General features: G+C 71.6%; 14 protein-coding genes and 2 pseudogenes. 9 read left to right on the plus strand and 7 right to left on the minus strand.

Annotated features, from left to right (window positions below; translation table 11 throughout):
* Nucleotides 1-58 precede the first annotated feature (58 nt).
* A complete protein-coding gene (locus tag AB0K82_RS12370) occupies nucleotides 59-709 on the minus strand; it encodes an NAD(P)H-binding protein (protein ID WP_364395784.1) in 651 nt (216 codons plus the stop codon).
* A gap of 106 nt (nucleotides 710-815) precedes the next feature.
* Here AB0K82_RS12370 and AB0K82_RS12375 point away from each other — a divergent pair, with 106 nt between their 5' ends.
* Entirely contained in the window at nucleotides 816-1,178 is a 363-nt protein-coding gene (locus AB0K82_RS12375) for a helix-turn-helix domain-containing protein (RefSeq protein WP_364395786.1), read from the plus strand.
* Here AB0K82_RS12375 and AB0K82_RS12380 read toward each other — a convergent pair.
* Nucleotides 1,175-1,939, minus strand: a complete 765-nt coding sequence (locus tag AB0K82_RS12380; protein WP_364395788.1) for a TetR family transcriptional regulator — start codon at nucleotides 1,937-1,939, stop codon at nucleotides 1,175-1,177. The genes AB0K82_RS12375 and AB0K82_RS12380 overlap by 4 nt on opposite strands.
* Nucleotides 1,940-2,024: 85 nt before the next feature.
* On the opposite strand from AB0K82_RS12380, the gene AB0K82_RS12385 reads away from it, so the two are divergent.
* Together AB0K82_RS12385 and AB0K82_RS12390 are read left to right on the plus strand one after the other, a co-directional pair.
* Nucleotides 2,025-2,939: an NmrA family NAD(P)-binding protein gene (locus AB0K82_RS12385; RefSeq protein ID WP_364395790.1), complete on the plus strand. Its 915-nt coding sequence runs from the start codon at nucleotides 2,025-2,027 to the stop codon at nucleotides 2,937-2,939.
* Nucleotides 2,940-3,008: 69 nt separating this feature from the next.
* Nucleotides 3,009-3,803 (plus strand): IS982 family transposase, encoded by a 795-nt coding sequence (locus AB0K82_RS12390; RefSeq protein WP_364395792.1) that lies wholly within the window; start codon nucleotides 3,009-3,011, stop codon nucleotides 3,801-3,803.
* A 317-nt stretch (nucleotides 3,804-4,120) separates the two neighbouring features.
* Here the strand turns inward: AB0K82_RS12390 and AB0K82_RS12395 are convergent, their stop codons facing one another.
* The 3 genes from AB0K82_RS12395 to AB0K82_RS12405 form a co-directional block, all read right to left on the minus strand.
* Complete coding sequence (locus tag AB0K82_RS12395) at nucleotides 4,121-6,058, minus strand: biotin carboxylase N-terminal domain-containing protein (RefSeq protein WP_364395794.1); 1,938 nt, start codon at nucleotides 6,056-6,058, stop codon at nucleotides 4,121-4,123.
* Nucleotides 6,059-6,061: 3 nt separating this feature from the next.
* Nucleotides 6,062-7,687: a carboxyl transferase domain-containing protein gene (locus AB0K82_RS12400; protein ID WP_364395796.1), complete on the minus strand. Its 1,626-nt coding sequence runs from the start codon at nucleotides 7,685-7,687 to the stop codon at nucleotides 6,062-6,064.
* A 129-nt stretch (nucleotides 7,688-7,816) separates the two neighbouring features.
* On the minus strand, nucleotides 7,817-8,557 hold the full coding sequence (locus tag AB0K82_RS12405) for an SDR family oxidoreductase (protein ID WP_364395798.1): 741 nt from the start codon (nucleotides 8,555-8,557) through the stop codon (nucleotides 7,817-7,819).
* 131 nt (nucleotides 8,558-8,688) lie between these two features.
* On the opposite strand from AB0K82_RS12405, the gene AB0K82_RS12410 reads away from it, so the two are divergent.
* From AB0K82_RS12410 to AB0K82_RS12425, 4 genes and pseudogenes are all read left to right on the plus strand, one after another.
* On the plus strand, nucleotides 8,689-9,048 hold the full coding sequence (locus tag AB0K82_RS12410; protein ID WP_364395800.1) for a helix-turn-helix domain-containing protein: 360 nt from the start codon (nucleotides 8,689-8,691) through the stop codon (nucleotides 9,046-9,048).
* Nucleotides 9,049-9,194: 146 nt separating this feature from the next.
* Nucleotides 9,195-9,428, plus strand: a complete 234-nt coding sequence (locus AB0K82_RS12415; protein ID WP_252783236.1) for an RNA polymerase subunit sigma-70 — start codon at nucleotides 9,195-9,197, stop codon at nucleotides 9,426-9,428.
* A 2-nt stretch (nucleotides 9,429-9,430) separates the two neighbouring features.
* Nucleotides 9,431-9,703: pseudogene (locus AB0K82_RS12420) on the plus strand (Clp protease N-terminal domain-containing protein); the annotation flags it as partial.
* A gap of 69 nt (nucleotides 9,704-9,772) precedes the next feature.
* Nucleotides 9,773-9,991: pseudogene (locus tag AB0K82_RS12425) on the plus strand (Clp protease N-terminal domain-containing protein); the annotation flags it as partial.
* 56 nt (nucleotides 9,992-10,047) lie between these two features.
* On the opposite strand, the gene AB0K82_RS12430 reads toward AB0K82_RS12425, so the two are convergent.
* Entirely contained in the window at nucleotides 10,048-10,839 is a 792-nt protein-coding gene (locus tag AB0K82_RS12430) for a TetR family transcriptional regulator (RefSeq protein WP_364395802.1), read from the minus strand.
* Between the two features lie 175 nt (nucleotides 10,840-11,014).
* On the opposite strand from AB0K82_RS12430, the gene AB0K82_RS12435 reads away from it, so the two are divergent.
* Nucleotides 11,015-11,656, plus strand: coding sequence for an SDR family oxidoreductase (locus AB0K82_RS12435; RefSeq protein WP_364395804.1), 642 nt, complete (start codon nucleotides 11,015-11,017; stop codon nucleotides 11,654-11,656).
* 94 nt (nucleotides 11,657-11,750) lie between these two features.
* Here the strand turns inward: AB0K82_RS12435 and AB0K82_RS12440 are convergent, their stop codons facing one another.
* Nucleotides 11,751-13,211 carry an MDR family MFS transporter gene (locus AB0K82_RS12440; RefSeq protein WP_364395806.1) on the minus strand — a complete coding sequence of 487 codons (1,461 nt, stop codon included), beginning with the start codon at nucleotides 13,209-13,211 and terminating at the stop codon, nucleotides 11,751-11,753.
* A gap of 397 nt (nucleotides 13,212-13,608) precedes the next feature.
* Here AB0K82_RS12440 and AB0K82_RS12445 point away from each other — a divergent pair, with 397 nt between their 5' ends.
* Entirely contained in the window at nucleotides 13,609-14,628 is a 1,020-nt protein-coding gene (locus AB0K82_RS12445; protein WP_364395808.1) for a right-handed parallel beta-helix repeat-containing protein, read from the plus strand.
* Nucleotides 14,629-14,651: the final 23 nt, after the last annotated feature.

Genomic DNA, 14,651 nt, shown 5'->3' on the forward strand with positions numbered 1-14,651 from the left:
GGCGCGGTCACATCTTACGCAGCCGCCGTCCTCCGGCACCGGGGCCACCGCCCCGCGATCAGGCGGCGACCGCGGCGAGGGTCCGGTGGTGCTTCGGATCCTCGATCTCGTCGACGAGCGCGACCGCGAGGTCGGCGTAGGAGAAGCCCTCGCCCTCACCGGACGGCAGGACCTGCCGGCCGCCGATCCGGTACCGGCCCGTCCGAGGGGCCTCGTCGCCGAGGACGACCGGCGGCGGAGCGAGCACGAGCCAGTCGATCTCGGTGTCCGCGCCGCGGAACACCTCCACCTGGACGGCGTGCCCCAGCGAGAACGCCCGCCCCTCCGCCGGGAAGCCGGGCGCGTCGTGCACCGGGACGCCGGGCGCGGTCTCCAGGACGGTGCCGATGCCGACCAGCAGGAGCCGGCGTACCTCCGTCCGCGCCAGACCGTCCAGGAGGGCGTGTGCCGCGCTCGCGAAGAAGTCCTCCGATGACACGTCCAGCCGAACGGCCGCGTTGATCGCCGCGTCGTGCCCGGCGGCGACCGCGGCGACGCGGCCGGCGTCGGTGACGTCGCCGGCGACCAGGGTCACCCGCTCACCGGCGAGGTCCGCGTGCGCGGCGGGGTCGCGGACGACGGCGGTGACCCGGTGCCCGCGCGCGACGGCCTCGGCGACCGCGCGCCGACCCGCCCGCCCACCGGCGCCGAAGATGACGATTCCGCTCATGGGGATGCTCCGTTCGGCATGGCCGGCTGCGATCTCCGGCCGCTGTCGCGGACGCTATCCGCCGCTCTCTTGGTTACCGCAACGATAGCTACGTAGTCTGTGTGAAGTGACTCAGCCTCTCGATCCCGACATGTTCCACGAGTGCCGGGACGGCGCCATGCCGATCCGCATTGGCGACAAGTGGACCGCCCGGATCATCCGATGTCTGGAGGGCGGCCCGCGCCGCTTCTCCGAGCTGCGGATCCCGCTACGCGGCATCACGCCGAAGGTCCTCACCGAGTCGCTCCGGGCGATGGAGCGCGATGGCTTCGTCCGGCGCACCGCGTACGCCGAGATGCCGCCACGGGTGGAGTACGAGCTGACCGCGCTCGGGCGCACGCTTCTGGAGCCGATGGAGGCGTGCTGTGAGTGGAGCAGGCGACACCTGCCCGCGTTCCTCGACGCCCGCCAGACCTGGAGCGACTCCTAAGGCTGTGGCCGGCCGGCGAGACGGCGGCGGTGGGCGCGCTGGCGGCAGGTCGGACCGCAGTAGCGGGGTGGCCGCCCGGTGGCGCGGACAGGCAGCCGCGCGCCGCATTCCACGCAGACCCTCTCGGCGGTGGTTCCGTGACGCGGCAGGGAGGATGGGTCACGGAACGCCTCGGCTTTCGTGACCGCACCGGGACGCAGTCCGTCCAGCAGCAGCCGTACCAGCCGTGTGCCGCGTTCCGGGTCCCGGTGCGCCGAACGCAGCGCGGCACCGCCGACGGCCAGCGCGGACAGGTCGTCGGACCGTACGTCGGCGCGGATCGCACCGGCCTCTTTCGCGTCGCGCAGCAGGCGCTCCAGCGCCTGGCGGAACCGCTGCCCCGCGGCGGCCATCACGACGCGCGGCCAGCCCTGGTCGGCGGTGAGCACGTCGCAGATGTGCTTCCGGCCCGCCGACTTCTCGATCACTTCGAGCAGGAACCCGAACAACGCGTCACCGGGCGCGGCGCGGGCGGCCCACCGGTCGGCGGCGGCCGCCAGGCCCTCGATGTGTTCGGCGAGCACCGCCTCGATGAGGATCTCCTTGCTCGGGAAGTGCCGGTAGACGGTCCCGGCGCCGACCCCGGCGCGCTGCGCGATCCGGCCGAGTGACACCTCCAGTCCGTCCTCGGCGAACACGCGCATCGCCGTGCGCAGCACGATCTCTCGGTTGCGGCGGGCATCGGCACGCCCGGCGGATGCCGGCGCCGGGATTGCTGTCATGTCACGAAATCCTTGTCCACGCACTGAAACGGGGGGAGCATTCCGGATCTCGTCAGTATCCCGCGCCATCTCCGGAAAGGACACCATGACCACCGCGACACCGATAGACCCCGACTCCCCCATCCTCGTCACCGGCGCCACCGGCAAGCAGGGCGGCGCCACCGCCCGGCGATTGCTCGCGGGAGGGTGGCCGGTACGGGCCCTGGTGCGTGACCCGGACGCGCCCGCCGCCGCCGAACTGGCCGCCGCGGGCGCCCGGCTCATGCGCGGCGACTTGGACGAACCGGCGAGCCTGCGGCCCGCGTTCGACGGCGCCGCCGCCGTGTTCGGCGTCCCGCCCGTGACCTTCGGACCGGCCGGCCCCGAGACGGATCTCGAAGTGGCCCGCGGCCGGGCGCTGATCGACGCCGCCGCCGCGGCGGGGATCGAGCAGGTCGTGTTCAGCACCGTCGCCTCGGCGTCGGCCGCGTCGCGGGTCCCGGAGGGGAAGGCGCTGATCGAGGAGTACCTCCGCGACCGCATCGCCCTGCCCACCGTGCTGCGCCCGGTCCGGTTCATGACCAACTACCTCGGCGTCGGAGGGCTCGGCATCGAGGGCATCTCCGACGGCGTGCACCGGCACCTCTTCTCTCCGCACGGGCCCATGCAGATCATCGCGCTGGAGGACATCGCCGAGTTCGCCGCGCTCGCGTTCGCGGACCCGGCCCGGTTCGCCGGACGGACCCTGGAACTGGCCGGCGACGAACCGACCCCGGTCGAGGCCGCCGCCGCCATCAGCGCGGCCACCGGCATTCCGGTCCGGTACGAGCAGCTCACCGACGACGAGGCCGCCGCGCTCGGCCCGCACGTCGCCGAGGCCAGGAAGCGCTGGGAGGCCGGTGACCGCTGGCACGCCGACATCGAGGCACTGCGCGTCATCCACCCCGGCCTGCGCACCCTGACCGACTGGCTCACCGAGTCCGGCGCCACCGCCCTCCGCGCCCGCCTCACCGCCCCCTGAACCCGGACGAGTGCCGTCGCCGCCTAGACGAGTCTTTCCGAATGCCCGCGAGACGAAGGGAGGGTGTCCATGATCGAACTTGTGTGTCTGGCGGTGATGCAGGCGATGCTCGGATTCCACTGCGAAGCCCGCTGGCTGCGGCACGCCCGCGCGCACTACCGGCACCTGTTCCCGTTCATCCCGCAAGATCCCGGCTACAACAAGCGGCTCAAGGCCGCGCTTCCGCAGATCAAACGGGTTATCCGAATGCTGGCCAGGGACACCGACTTCTGGCACGACATGGTGTGGATCACCGACTCCACGCCGGTGCCGTGCGGCATGTCCCGCCCCACGGTCAGGCGATCGGAGTTGGCGGGCTGGGCGAACTACGGCTACTGCGCGTCGCATTCGCGGTTCTTTTGGGGACTGCGGCTGTACCTGGTGTGCACGCCGTCGGGGATGCCGATCCTGTGGGCGCTGGCCGATCCCAAGCTCGGCGAGCGGGAGGTGCTGGCCGCCATGCTGGAGGTCGATGCCGATCTGGTGCGCGAGCGGCCGGGCCTGCTGCTGATCAGCGATAAGGGCTTCGCGTCGAAGCCCTTCGAGCGGTCACTGTCCGCACAGGGCATCACGCTGCTGCGGCCGTCTCGCAAACGGGAGGTCATGCGGCCTGCAGAGCCGATGCTCAAGAAGGTCCGCCAGCTCATCGAGTCCGTGAACGACACCCTTAAGGGCCAGCTCGATCTGGAGCAGCACGGTGCACCGACCATCGAAGGCGTTGCCGTACGCGTCGCGCAGCGTGTCCTGGCGCTCGCCGCTGCGATCTGGCACAACTTCCAGAACGGCCAAGCGGTCAGCCGCTCACTGACCGCCTATGACCACTAACCGTGTTCGGAAAGACTCGTCTAGGTGTGCTGTCCGGTGGATCACGTGCTGGTCGATCTGTGACGGCGCGGGATGTGTGCGGCACCGGCCGGGCGGGACGGTCCGCCGCCGGTCCGGGGCGTCGTTTCTGGCGTTGTCTACTCAGCGGAGAGAATTCTCCGCTGAGTAGACGCCGGTGGAAGAGGCCGGGCGACCCCGGTGTGTGACCTGTGGAGATCGCCCGTTATCTCCTCGGGGTGGTCGTGCGAGGCCGTACCGGATGCTCGGCAAAGGTCCCGCCCGGTGTGCCGATATGGGGGCTTTGCCGTCGTCCTGGGCTACGGTCGCCGAGCATCCGTCGTCACCACGGCGAGGACGGCGCCGGTCTCGACCTGGCGGCCGACCTCGGCGTGCAGGGCCGTGACCACCCCGGCGGCCGGGGCGAGGATCTGGTGCTCCATCTTCATCGCCTCCAGCCACAGCACCGGCTGGCCGCGCTCGACGGTGTCGCCCTCGCGCACCGCGACGCGTACGACCGAGCCGGGCATGGGGGCGAGGAGCGTGCCGGGGGCGACCTGCTCGGCGGGGTCGGGCAGTCGCTCCACGGGCGTGAGCGTCACGGGCCCGAGGACGGACTCGACGTGCACGGCCCGGTCGTACCAGGCGACGCCGAACCGGAGCCGTACGCCGCCGCGGTCGAGGACCACCGTGTCGGGTTCGGCGGACACCAGCGCGACGTCCGGGTGGCCCTCGGCGGCCAGGCCGTCGCGGGTGAGCCGGTAGGCGACCTCCGCCTCCTCGAAGACGGTGCGCTGCGGCTGGGAGGGGACGTTGCGCCAGCCGGCGGGCAGGTCGCGCAGGACGGGCGCGGCGAGGCGGCTTGCGGCGGCACGGGCGAGGGCGGCGGCGAGCGCCGACAGGCGTACGGCCTCCTCGTCGGCGAGCGGCGCGGTCGCCGGGTGCCGGTCGAGGAAGCCGGTGTCCGTGTCGCCCGCGCGGAAGGCGTCGTGGCGCAGCGTGGCGACGAGCTGGTCGCGGTTGGTGACGAGCCCGTGGATCCGGGCCCCGGCCAGGGCGGCGGTGAGGCGGCGGATCGCCGCCGCGCGGCTGGGGCCGTAGGCGATGACCTTGGCGAGCATCGGGTCGTAGTGCGTCGAGACGACACTGCCGGAGACGACGCCGGCGTCCAGCCGCAGCCCGTGCGCGGGAGGGACGGCGAACTCCGCGTCCACGCCCGGGATCTCGAAGGCGGGCAGCGGGCCGCTGTGCGGCCGGTAGCCCTCGGAGGGGTCCTCGGCGTACAGCCGCGCCTCGATCGCGTGGCCGCGCGGCCGCGGCGGGTCGCCCAGCGCGCCGCCCTCGGCGACCTCGAGCTGCAGCGCGACCAGGTCCACGCCGTACACGCACTCGGTGACCGGGTGCTCGACCTGCAGCCGGGTGTTGACCTCGAGGAAGAAGAACCCGCCGTCGGGGGTGAGCATGAACTCCACGGTGCCCGCGCCGGTGTACCCGATCGCGCGGGCGGCCGCGGCCGCCGCCTCCGACAGGCGCTCCCGCAGCGCGGCGTCCACCGCCGGGGACGGGGCCTCCTCGATCACCTTCTGGTGCCGCCGCTGGATGGAGCACTCCCGCTCCCCCAGCGTCCAGACCGTGCCGTGGGAGTCCGCGAGCACCTGCACCTCGATGTGCCGGGCGCCGGTCAGCAGCGGCTCGCAGAAGACCGTCGGGTCGCCGAACGCCGACGCCGCCTCCCGCTGCGCGGACTCGACCGCGCCGGGCAACTCCTCGGCGGTACGGACGATCCGCATGCCCCGGCCGCCGCCACCCGCCGACGCCTTGACCAGCACGGGGAACTCGGTCACCGTCGCGGGGTCCGGCTCCGGGAGGACGGGCACGCCCGCGTCCCGCATCAGCCGCTTGGCCGCGATCTTGGAGCCCATCGCGGCGATCGCCGCCGGCGGCGGCCCGACCCAGGTGAGCCCGGCCGCGATGACCGCCTCGGCGAACGCGGCGTTCTCCGACAGGAAGCCGTAGCCGGGGTGCACCGCGTCCGCCCCGGAGGCCTTGGCCGCCGCGACGATCGCCTCCTGGTCGAGGTACGTCTCGGCGGGAGCGGCGCCCGGCAGGCGCACGGCCAGGTCCGCCTCGCCGGCGTGCGGCAGGGACGCGTCGGGGTCGGAGAACACGGCGACCGTGCTGATGCCGAGATCGCGGCAGGTGCGGAAGACCCGGCGGGCGATCTCGCCACGGTTCGCGACGAGCAGTCGAGAGATCATCGCCTACATCCTGAAGACACCGAAGCCCTCCGGGGCCTCGGCGACGGGGGCACTGTTGATCGCGGACAGGCAGAGGCCGAGGACGGTACGGGTGTCGCGCGGGTCGATGACGCCGTCGTCGTACAGCCGCCCGGACAGGAAGAACGGCAGCGACTCGGCCTCGATCTGCTGCTCGACCATCGCGCGCATCTGGGCGTCCGCCTCCTCGTCGTACGCCTGGCCGCGGGCCTGGGCGGCCTGGCGGCCGACGATGGACAGCACGCCGGCGAGCTGCGCCGGGCCCATCACCGCCGACTTGGCGCTCGGCCAGGTGAACAGGAACCGCGGGTCGTACGCCCGGCCGCACATGCCGTAGTTGCCCGCGCCGTACGACGCGCCCATCACCACGGTCAGGTGCGGGACGCGGCTGTTGGACACCGCGTTGATCATCATGGCGCCGTGCTTGATGATGCCGCCCTGCTCGTACTCCGCGCCGACCATGTAGCCGGTGGTGTTCTGCAGGAACAGCAGCGGCGTGCCGCTCTGGTTCGCCAGCTGGATGAACTGCGCGGCCTTCTGCGCCTCCGCGCTGAACAGCACGCCGCGCGCGTTGGCGAGGATGCCGATCGGATAGCCGTGCAGCACCGCCCAGCCGGTGATCAGGCTGTCGCCGTACAGCGGCTTGAACTCGTCGAAGTCGGAGCCGTCGACGATCCGGGCGATCACCTCGCGCGGGTCGAACGGGATCTTGAGGTCCTCGGGGACGATGCCGAGCAGCTCGTCCTCGTCGTACGCGGGCGGGCGTACGGGCAGCGGCTCGCGGCCCTGCTTGCGCCAGTTCAGCCGGGCGACGATGCGGCGGCCGATGCGCAGCGCGTCGTACTCGTCGGCGGCCATGTAGTCGGCCAGGCCGCTGGTGCGGGCGTGCATCTCGGCGCCGCCGAGGCTCTCGTCGTCGGACTCCTCGCCGGTGGCCATCTTGACCAGCGGCGGCCCGCCGAGGAAGACCTTGGCCCGGTCCTTGACCATGACCACGTAGTCGCTCATGCCGGGCAGGTACGCGCCGCCCGCCGTGGAGTTGCCGAAGACCAGCGCGATCGTCGGGATCCCGGCGGCGGACAGCCGGGTCAGGTCCCGGAACGTACGGCCGCCGGGGATGAAGATCTCCTTCTGGGTCGGCAGGTCCGCGCCGCCGGACTCGACCAGGTTGATGACGGGCAGGCGGTTCCGCAGCGCGATCTCCGCGGCGCGGAACGACTTGCGCATCGTCCACGGGTTGCTGGAGCCGCCCCGTACGGTCGGGTCGCTGGCGGAGATCAGGCACTCGACGCCCTCGACCACGCCGATGCCGGTGACCACGCTGGCCCCGACCGTGAAGTGTTGGCCTTGCCCGCCTCCGGCAGGACCCGTCCCCCAGGCGGCCAGCGGCGACAGCTCCAGGAACGGTGAGTCCGGGTCGAGGAGCAGCTCGATCCGCTCGCGGGCCAGCAGCTTGCCGCGCTTGCGGTGCCGCTCGACGTACTTGGGCCCGCCGCCCGCGACCGCCTTGGCGTGCTCGGCGGCCAGCTCCGCCAGGCTGGCCAGCATCGCCGCCCGCCGAGCGGCGTAGTCCGGCCCGGCGGTGTCCAGCGCGCTGGTGAGAACCGTCATCCCGTCCCTCCGTCACCGTGAGCCGTGCGTCGAGTATGTCCAACGACGGTGGCGCAACGGAAGATCACGGGACGCGTGAGTCGAATCTCATTCGGTCCCCTGCGATCGTGGCGCGCCCGAAGAACGGGCTCAGGGAGCGGAGAGCACGCGGGAGCCGCCGTCGACGGGGATGCGGATGCCGGTCGTCGCATGGAGGTCCCCGCCCACGGCCGCGGCGATCACCTTCGCCACGTCCTCGGGCTCGAGCATCCGGTGCAGCACCGAACGCTCGGCGCGCGCCTTCTCCACCTCCGGCGTCATCATCTGGGCCGTGGCGTCCGTACGCACCGCGCCGGGGGCGACGACGTTCACCCCGATCCCGTACGGCCCGGCCTCCGCGGCGACGTGCCGCGCGAAGGTGTCGAGCGCCGCCTTGGCGGTGGCGTGCGCGATCGCGCCGGGGCGCGTGAGCTCGGCGCTGAGGCTGGAGACGTAGACGATCCGCCCGCTCCGCCGGCCGCGCATCACCTCCAGGGCCCGCTTGGTCAGGTGGAAGACGGCGGCCAACTCGCCGTCCACCTTGCCGATGAAGTCCTCCCAGGTCATGGCGTCGAGCGGCGCGAACGGCGGGGCGATGTTGGCGTTGCAGACGAGCGCGTCGAGGGTGTCGCGGTCCCGGATGAGGGCGGCGGCCTGCTCCGGATCGCGGACGTCGGCCCGGGCGAGCTCCGCCGTGCCGCCTTCTCGCGCTATCTCGTCCACGACCTTCTCCGCGCTGACCGCGTTGCCGCGGTAGTTGACGACGACGTGGAAGCCGCGTCGTCCCAGCTCCGTGGCCGTCGCGGCGCCGATCCCGCGACCGGCGCCGGTGATGAGGGCGACCTTTGGCACTTCTCCTCCTCGAGTCTCCTGTCAGGTCACGGCGACGGTAGAAGAGACGGCTAACTCTGGGTAAGTACATACCTGTAGGTAAGCTCCCTACGTCAGAGACGGTGCGCAGGACGGGACGGCGGCGAGACGGCGTGAGTGACACGTTTCACAGGGAATGCCCGGCCCGGATGGTGCTCGACCACGTCACCAGCCGGTGGGGTGTCCTCATCCTCACCGCCATGCGCGAGCGGGACCTGCGCTTCTCCGAGCTGCGCGACAAGATCGAGGGGATCAGCGAGAAGATGCTGTCCCAGACGCTGCGCATGCTGCTGAGGGACGGCCTGGTGTCCCGCACGGTAGAACCGTCCACACCGCCGAAGGTGACCTACGGCCTGACGACGCTGGGCAAGGGCATCACCGAGCCCTTGGAGGACCTGTCCGACTGGATCCGCGACCACGCCCAGGACATTTTCGCCGCCCAGGCCTCCTTCGACGCCGCCGGTCCGCGATAGTGACTCACCCCGACCCACCGGCTCCGTACGGCGGCAGGTCGGCCACCCTGATCCGAGCCCCGGCTTCCTTCGCACGGGCTCACCCCACCCCGATAAGGCGTCAACCGAGGTTGACAGCCCCTCTCCTGTCAACCTATGTTGACGACATGAACGACGGAGTCCAGCTCGCCCAGGCGGCGGGCAGCCGCGACCCGGCGATCGGGTTGCGGGCGGTGCGCGCACTGCGCGAACTCGCCGAGCGCCTCGAGGGGCTGCAGGTCGAGAACGCGCGCGACCAGGGATGGTCCTGGCAGGAGATCGCCGTCTGCCTCGGCGTCAGCCGGCAGGCGGTTCACAAGAAGTACGGCGGCGGCCGGCGGATCCTCGGGAAGGAGCGGTAAGGATGTTCGAACGGTTCACCGACGAGGCCCGCCAGGTGGTGAGGCTGGCCCAGGAGGAGGCCCGGCGCCGGCGCCATCCGTTCATCGGCACCGAGCACCTGCTGCTGGCCTTCCTGAACGAAGGTCACGGTCCGGCGGCGCAGGCCCTGACGGCCCAGGGCGTCACCGGATCCGACATCGACCGGCGGATGACCCTGCTCACGGGGTCGCCGGACAACGGGCTCGACCCGGAGGCACTGGCGACGATCGGGATCGACCTGGACCAGGTCCGCGAGGCGACCGAGGCCAGCTTCGGCCCCGGCGCGCTCGACCCGAGAGGATGCCACCACCGGGGCGCGAGAAAGGGCCACATCCCTCTCACCAAGAGGGCCAAGAAGATCCTGGAACTCGCGCTGCGAGAGGCCCTCGCCCTCGGACACAACCACATCGGCAGCGGGCACATGCTGCTCGGCCTGCTCCGCGAGGACCACGGTCTGGCCGTCCGCCTCCTCATCGACGCCGGGGTCGACCTGGCCGCTCTCCGCGCCGACGTCACCCGGCGCATCCCGCCGAAGGCCGCCTGAGAAGAGCGGCCGGCGCCCGGGCGGCTCACCGCCGGAGTCACCGCGCTCACGCGCGTTCAGGCGCCCGGAGATGTCGGAGCGTCGGAAGGCCGCGCCCGCGCCCAGGTCTCGCGGGCGCGGCGAAGACGGGCGAGCACGCGCTCGCGCGAACGGTCGGAGGCCCGCGCCGCACTGGCTAGATGATCACGGTCGTCATGGCCCTGAACCAGCAGGTCGAAGGACCACAGGCCGGTCTCCAGCAGACTCGCCGCCTGTTCGATGTCGGCGACGACGGCGGCGTGGGCGGCGGCGTCGTCGGTACGGGCCTCCGCCTCGCGCCGCAGAGCGCGGAAGGCGACCGCCCACAGGCCCGTGATGGCGTTGGCGGTGATCTGCGGTGCGGGGTCGAGCGGGTCCAGACCGGCCCGCCGCGCCATCGCCTCGGCGGCGACGTGGGCGAGGCGGTCCACCATGTCGCGCTGGGCCGCGCGGAGCGACGGTGACGACTCGATGACCTCGGCCAGGCGCAGCACCTGGCGGAAGTCGCCCCGCGCGGCCCCCGCGCGGTCGAAGAAGGCTCCGATCTCGGCGGTGAACGCCTGTTTCACGGCCTCGATCGGGGAGGCGACGAGCGCCGTGGGGCCCAGCGCCTCGCGCAGCACATCGGCGAGATGGGCTTCGCGGTCCAGCAGCAGGGATTCCTTGGTGGGGAAGTAGTTGTAGACGGTCTTCTCCGACACCCCGCACGCGGCCGCCACGTCGACGACCCGCACGGCGTCGAACCCCCGACTGAAGAACAGATCCGTCGCGGTATCGGAGATCCGCTGCCGGGTCTGGCGCTTCTTGCGCTCCCGGAGCCCTTCCGCCACCGATCTCCTCCTGGTCTCCCCGGCACCCGGCCCGTGGCCAGGGACCACCGTAACAGAGATGCCGTCAGAGCATTTTTACAGCTACTAAAAAGTTCCTGCTACTGTAATTTCATCGAGCCCGCAGCCGTGGCGGCCGACCGCCGCACACGGCCGCTCACACGAAGGGGAACGCGTCATGAGCCGCCTCGTCATCTTCGGTGCCGCCGGACGCACCGGCCAAGTGATCGTCCGCGAAGCGCTTCACGCCGGGCACGTCGTCACCGCGGCCGTACGTGATCCCGAGGGTTTCCGTGCGCAGTTCGCCGAGGCGGCCGGGGAACGTCTGTCGGCGGTCCCGGCGGATGTACGCGATCCGGCCACGGTCCGCGCCGTTCTGGCCGGCCACGACGCGGTCGTCTCCGCGATCGGGCCGGCCGGTCGCAGCGCGCACGGCTTGTACTCCGACGCCGCCCGATCGCTCGTCACCGCGATGACGGCCACGGGTGTTCGCCGACTGCTCACCATCTCCTCCGCCGGAGTGCGCGACGACGACCCGGGCTTTCCGCTGTGGTACCGCGCCGTCGCCCATACGCTGCTGAAAGAGCTCTACGGCGACATGCGCCGGATGGAGACGATCATCCGCGACAGCCCGCTGGACTGGACGTTCGTGCGTCCCACCCGGCTGACGGACACTCCCTCCACCGGGGAGTATCGCGTCGGCGAGGGCGTCACCCCGCCGCACGGCCGGATGATCGCCCGCGCCGACCTCGCCCGCTTCATCATCCGCGAGCTGGAAGAAGGCCGCTGGTCACGAAAGGCTCCGACCCTCGCCCAATGAGCGATGGCCGTGCTCCGTGCCTGAGCCCGGGGAGCCCCCGGCCGGGAACGTCCATCCGCTTGCGGGAGTCACGCCCGCAGGGGCCCTCGGCCGCTCAGCCGAGGTCGAGTGTCTCGGCCCGGCGCGGCATCAGGGCGACGGCCGCCACGCCGAGGATCGCCAGCGCGGCCAGCGTGAGGAACACGTTGTGGCTCGCGTGGTTCAGTGAGTTCCGGACGAAGGCCGCGACCGCCGGATCCTTGCCCCGGCCCGCCGAGACGACGCTGGTGGCGTCGACGTTCCGGCCGAGCCGGCCGGCGAGCGCGGCCGGCGGGTGGGCGAACCGGTGCGCGAGCGTGCCGTTGGCGATCGCGCCGAACACCGCGGCGCCGACCGCGCTGCCGAGCGACCGGCCGAACATGTTGTTCCCCGTGACGACGCCGCGGTGCTCCCACCCCACGACCGACTGCACGGCGACCAGCGTCGGGCTCGCCGTGAAGCCGAGGCCCACGCCGATCACGAAGCACGCGGCCGCGACCTCCCAGACCTTCGCGGACACGCCGAGCGGAAGGCACAGCAGCGTTCCGACCACCGCGACGCCGCTGCCGATCAGCGCGGTGTCGCGGAACCCGATGCGCAGGTAGACGCGCCCGGCCTGGGAGGCGGCGAGCGGCCAGCCGACCGTGAGGGCCGCGAGCGCGAACCCCGCCACCAGAGCGCTGGTGCCCAGCACGCCCTCGGCGTACGTCGGCACGTACGAGCTCAACCCGATCGTCACCGCGCCCACCACCACGGACGTCAGGGTCGCGCCGACCAGGACGCGGTGGCCGAAGACCCACAGCGGCAGGATCGGCTCGGCCACCCGCCGTTCGACCAGGCAGAAGGCGATCAGGGCGGCCAGGCCGACCGCGAAGATCAGGAGGCTCGGCGCCGAGGCCCAGCCCCAGGAGACCCCGCCTTCCAGCAGGCCGAGGATGGCCAGGGAGCAGCCGATGGTGAGCAGGACGGCGCCGGTGTAGTCCAGGCGGTGCGAGCGTCGTACGACCGACTCGGTGAAGCGCCGGGCGAGCATGAACGCGGCGAAGGCGCCCAGCGGAAGGTTGATGAAGAAGATCCACCGCCAGGACAGGTAGTCGGAGAACACGCCGCCGAGGGTCGGTCCGACGACCGCGGACATCCCCCAGACACTGGCGAGGTAGCCCTGGACCCGGGCGCGTTCCTCGACGGTGTACATGTCGCCGACCATGGTCATGCTCATCGGCTGGACGGCGCCGGCGCCGATGCCCTGGACGGCGCGGAAGATGATGAGGCTGAGCATGCTCCAGGCGGCCCCGCACAGCACCGAGCCGAGCAGGAACGCTCCGATGCCGAAGAACATGATCGGCTTGCGGCCGAACACGTCGGCCAGCTTCCCGTACAGCGGCACGCTGACCGCCTGGGTCAGCAGGTAGATCGAGAACAGCCAGGGGAACTGGGTGAAGCCGCCGAGGTCGTGGACCACGGACGGCACCGCCGTGGCGATGATCGTGCTGTCCAGGGCGACGAGTCCGGTGCTGAGCATGAGCGCGACCAGCACGGGTCCCCGCTCCGATCGTAGGCCCACCCCCTGGGCCGTTCTGCGGGGATTCGTGGTCGTCACATCCATGTCCCTTCGCCCGGCAGCACGAGACCGGCCCTCCCCGAGGGGACGACCGGCCCTTAGCGCCAACAACCATCCCAGACCATGAACCATTCCACCGAAGCGGGATGACCCCCGGAAATGAAACTTTCACGACACCTGTCAGGGCTCTGTCAAGAAACCGTCATGGGTTCGCGCTGGTGGGACGAGGGCGGACGGCGCCAGCGCCCCGCCCGCGTGGACGAGGTCGCGGTGACGCGTTGACGCCTCTCACCGGACGGCGCGACTCTGCGAGAGGAAAACCTTTTCCACACCCCGCTCCCACCGCACCACCCACCCCTGGAGGAGGTTCCCCATGGGGAACGACACGCACGGCACGGCCCGGCTCCGGCGGCTCCCACTGCGTCCCCTGAGCGCGGTCGCGGTCCTCGGCCTCGCCGTCGGGGCCGGCGCGCTGACCGGCACCGGCGCGACCGCCAAGACCGCCGGGACGGCCGCCCCGGTGGCCGCCGCGTACGAGTCCAGCCCCGTCGGCTTCGCGAGCCTGAACGGCGGGACGACCGGCGGCGCGGGCGGCACGACCGTCACCGTGACCACCGCGTCGCAGCTCACCGACTACGCCTCGCGCAGCGGCTCGTACATCATCAAGGTCACCGCCTCGATCTCCCTGTCGTCGATGACGAAGGTGACGTCCAACAAGACGATCGTCGGCGTCGGCACCGCGGGGAAGATCACCGGCTACGGGCTCAACGTCGCCAACGCCAAGAACGTGATCATCCGGAACCTCACGTTCACCGGCTCGGCCGATGACGCCATCAACGTGCAGTACTCCACGAACGTGTGGATCGACCACAACGACCTGTCCAACGCCTACGACGGACTCGTCGACATCAAGCGCGCCTCCGACTACGCGACCGTGTCGTGGAACCACTTCCACAACCACGACAAGACCGCGCTGCTCGGCCACTCCGACGACAACGGGTCCGAGGACATCGGCCACCTGCGGGTGACCTACGTGCACAACTGGTTCGACGGCACCACCCAGCGGCACCCGCGGGTCCGCTTCGGCAACCCGGTGCACGTCTTCAACAACTACTACGGCGCGGTCACCAGCTACGGTGTCGCCTCCACCTGCGACGCCGGGGTCTTCGTCGAGAAGAACTACTTCGACGGCGTCAAGACCCCCACGGTCATCCAGACCGGTGACTCCCCCGACGGGAACCTCAAGGCGAGCGACAACCACCTCGTGAACTCGGGCAGCGTCACCACCCGCAACTCCTCCAGCGTCGCGAGCATCCCCTACTCCTACTCGGCCGAGTCCGCCTCGACGGTAAAGGGCACCGTCACCGCCGGCGCGGGCGTCGGCAAGGTCTGACGCCCACGCCCGAACGGCCGTGG

The sequence above is a fragment of the Actinoallomurus sp. NPDC052274 genome (assembly GCF_040679475.1).
Taxonomy (GTDB): Bacteria; Actinomycetota; Actinomycetes; order Streptosporangiales; family Streptosporangiaceae; genus Actinoallomurus; species Actinoallomurus liliacearum.

Excerpts from the sequence above, each read along its gene's own strand:
- AB0K82_RS12370 (WP_364395784.1), bottom strand. The coding sequence starts at position 709 with ATGAGCGGAATCGTCATCTTCGGCGCCGGTGGGCGGGCGGGTCGGCGC.
- AB0K82_RS12380 (WP_364395788.1), bottom strand. The coding sequence starts at position 1,939 with ATGACAGCAATCCCGGCGCCGGCATCCGCCGGGCGTGCCGATGCCCGC.
- AB0K82_RS12385 (WP_364395790.1), top strand. The coding sequence starts at position 2,025 with ATGACCACCGCGACACCGATAGACCCCGACTCCCCCATCCTCGTCACC.
- AB0K82_RS12390 (WP_364395792.1), top strand. The coding sequence starts at position 3,009 with ATGATCGAACTTGTGTGTCTGGCGGTGATGCAGGCGATGCTCGGATTC.
- AB0K82_RS12395 (WP_364395794.1), bottom strand. The coding sequence starts at position 6,058 with ATGATCTCTCGACTGCTCGTCGCGAACCGTGGCGAGATCGCCCGCCGG.
- AB0K82_RS12400 (WP_364395796.1), bottom strand. The coding sequence starts at position 7,687 with ATGACGGTTCTCACCAGCGCGCTGGACACCGCCGGGCCGGACTACGCC.
- AB0K82_RS12415 (WP_252783236.1), top strand. The coding sequence starts at position 9,195 with ATGAACGACGGAGTCCAGCTCGCCCAGGCGGCGGGCAGCCGCGACCCG.
- AB0K82_RS12435 (WP_364395804.1), top strand. The coding sequence starts at position 11,015 with ATGAGCCGCCTCGTCATCTTCGGTGCCGCCGGACGCACCGGCCAAGTG.
- AB0K82_RS12445 (WP_364395808.1), top strand. The coding sequence starts at position 13,609 with ATGGGGAACGACACGCACGGCACGGCCCGGCTCCGGCGGCTCCCACTG.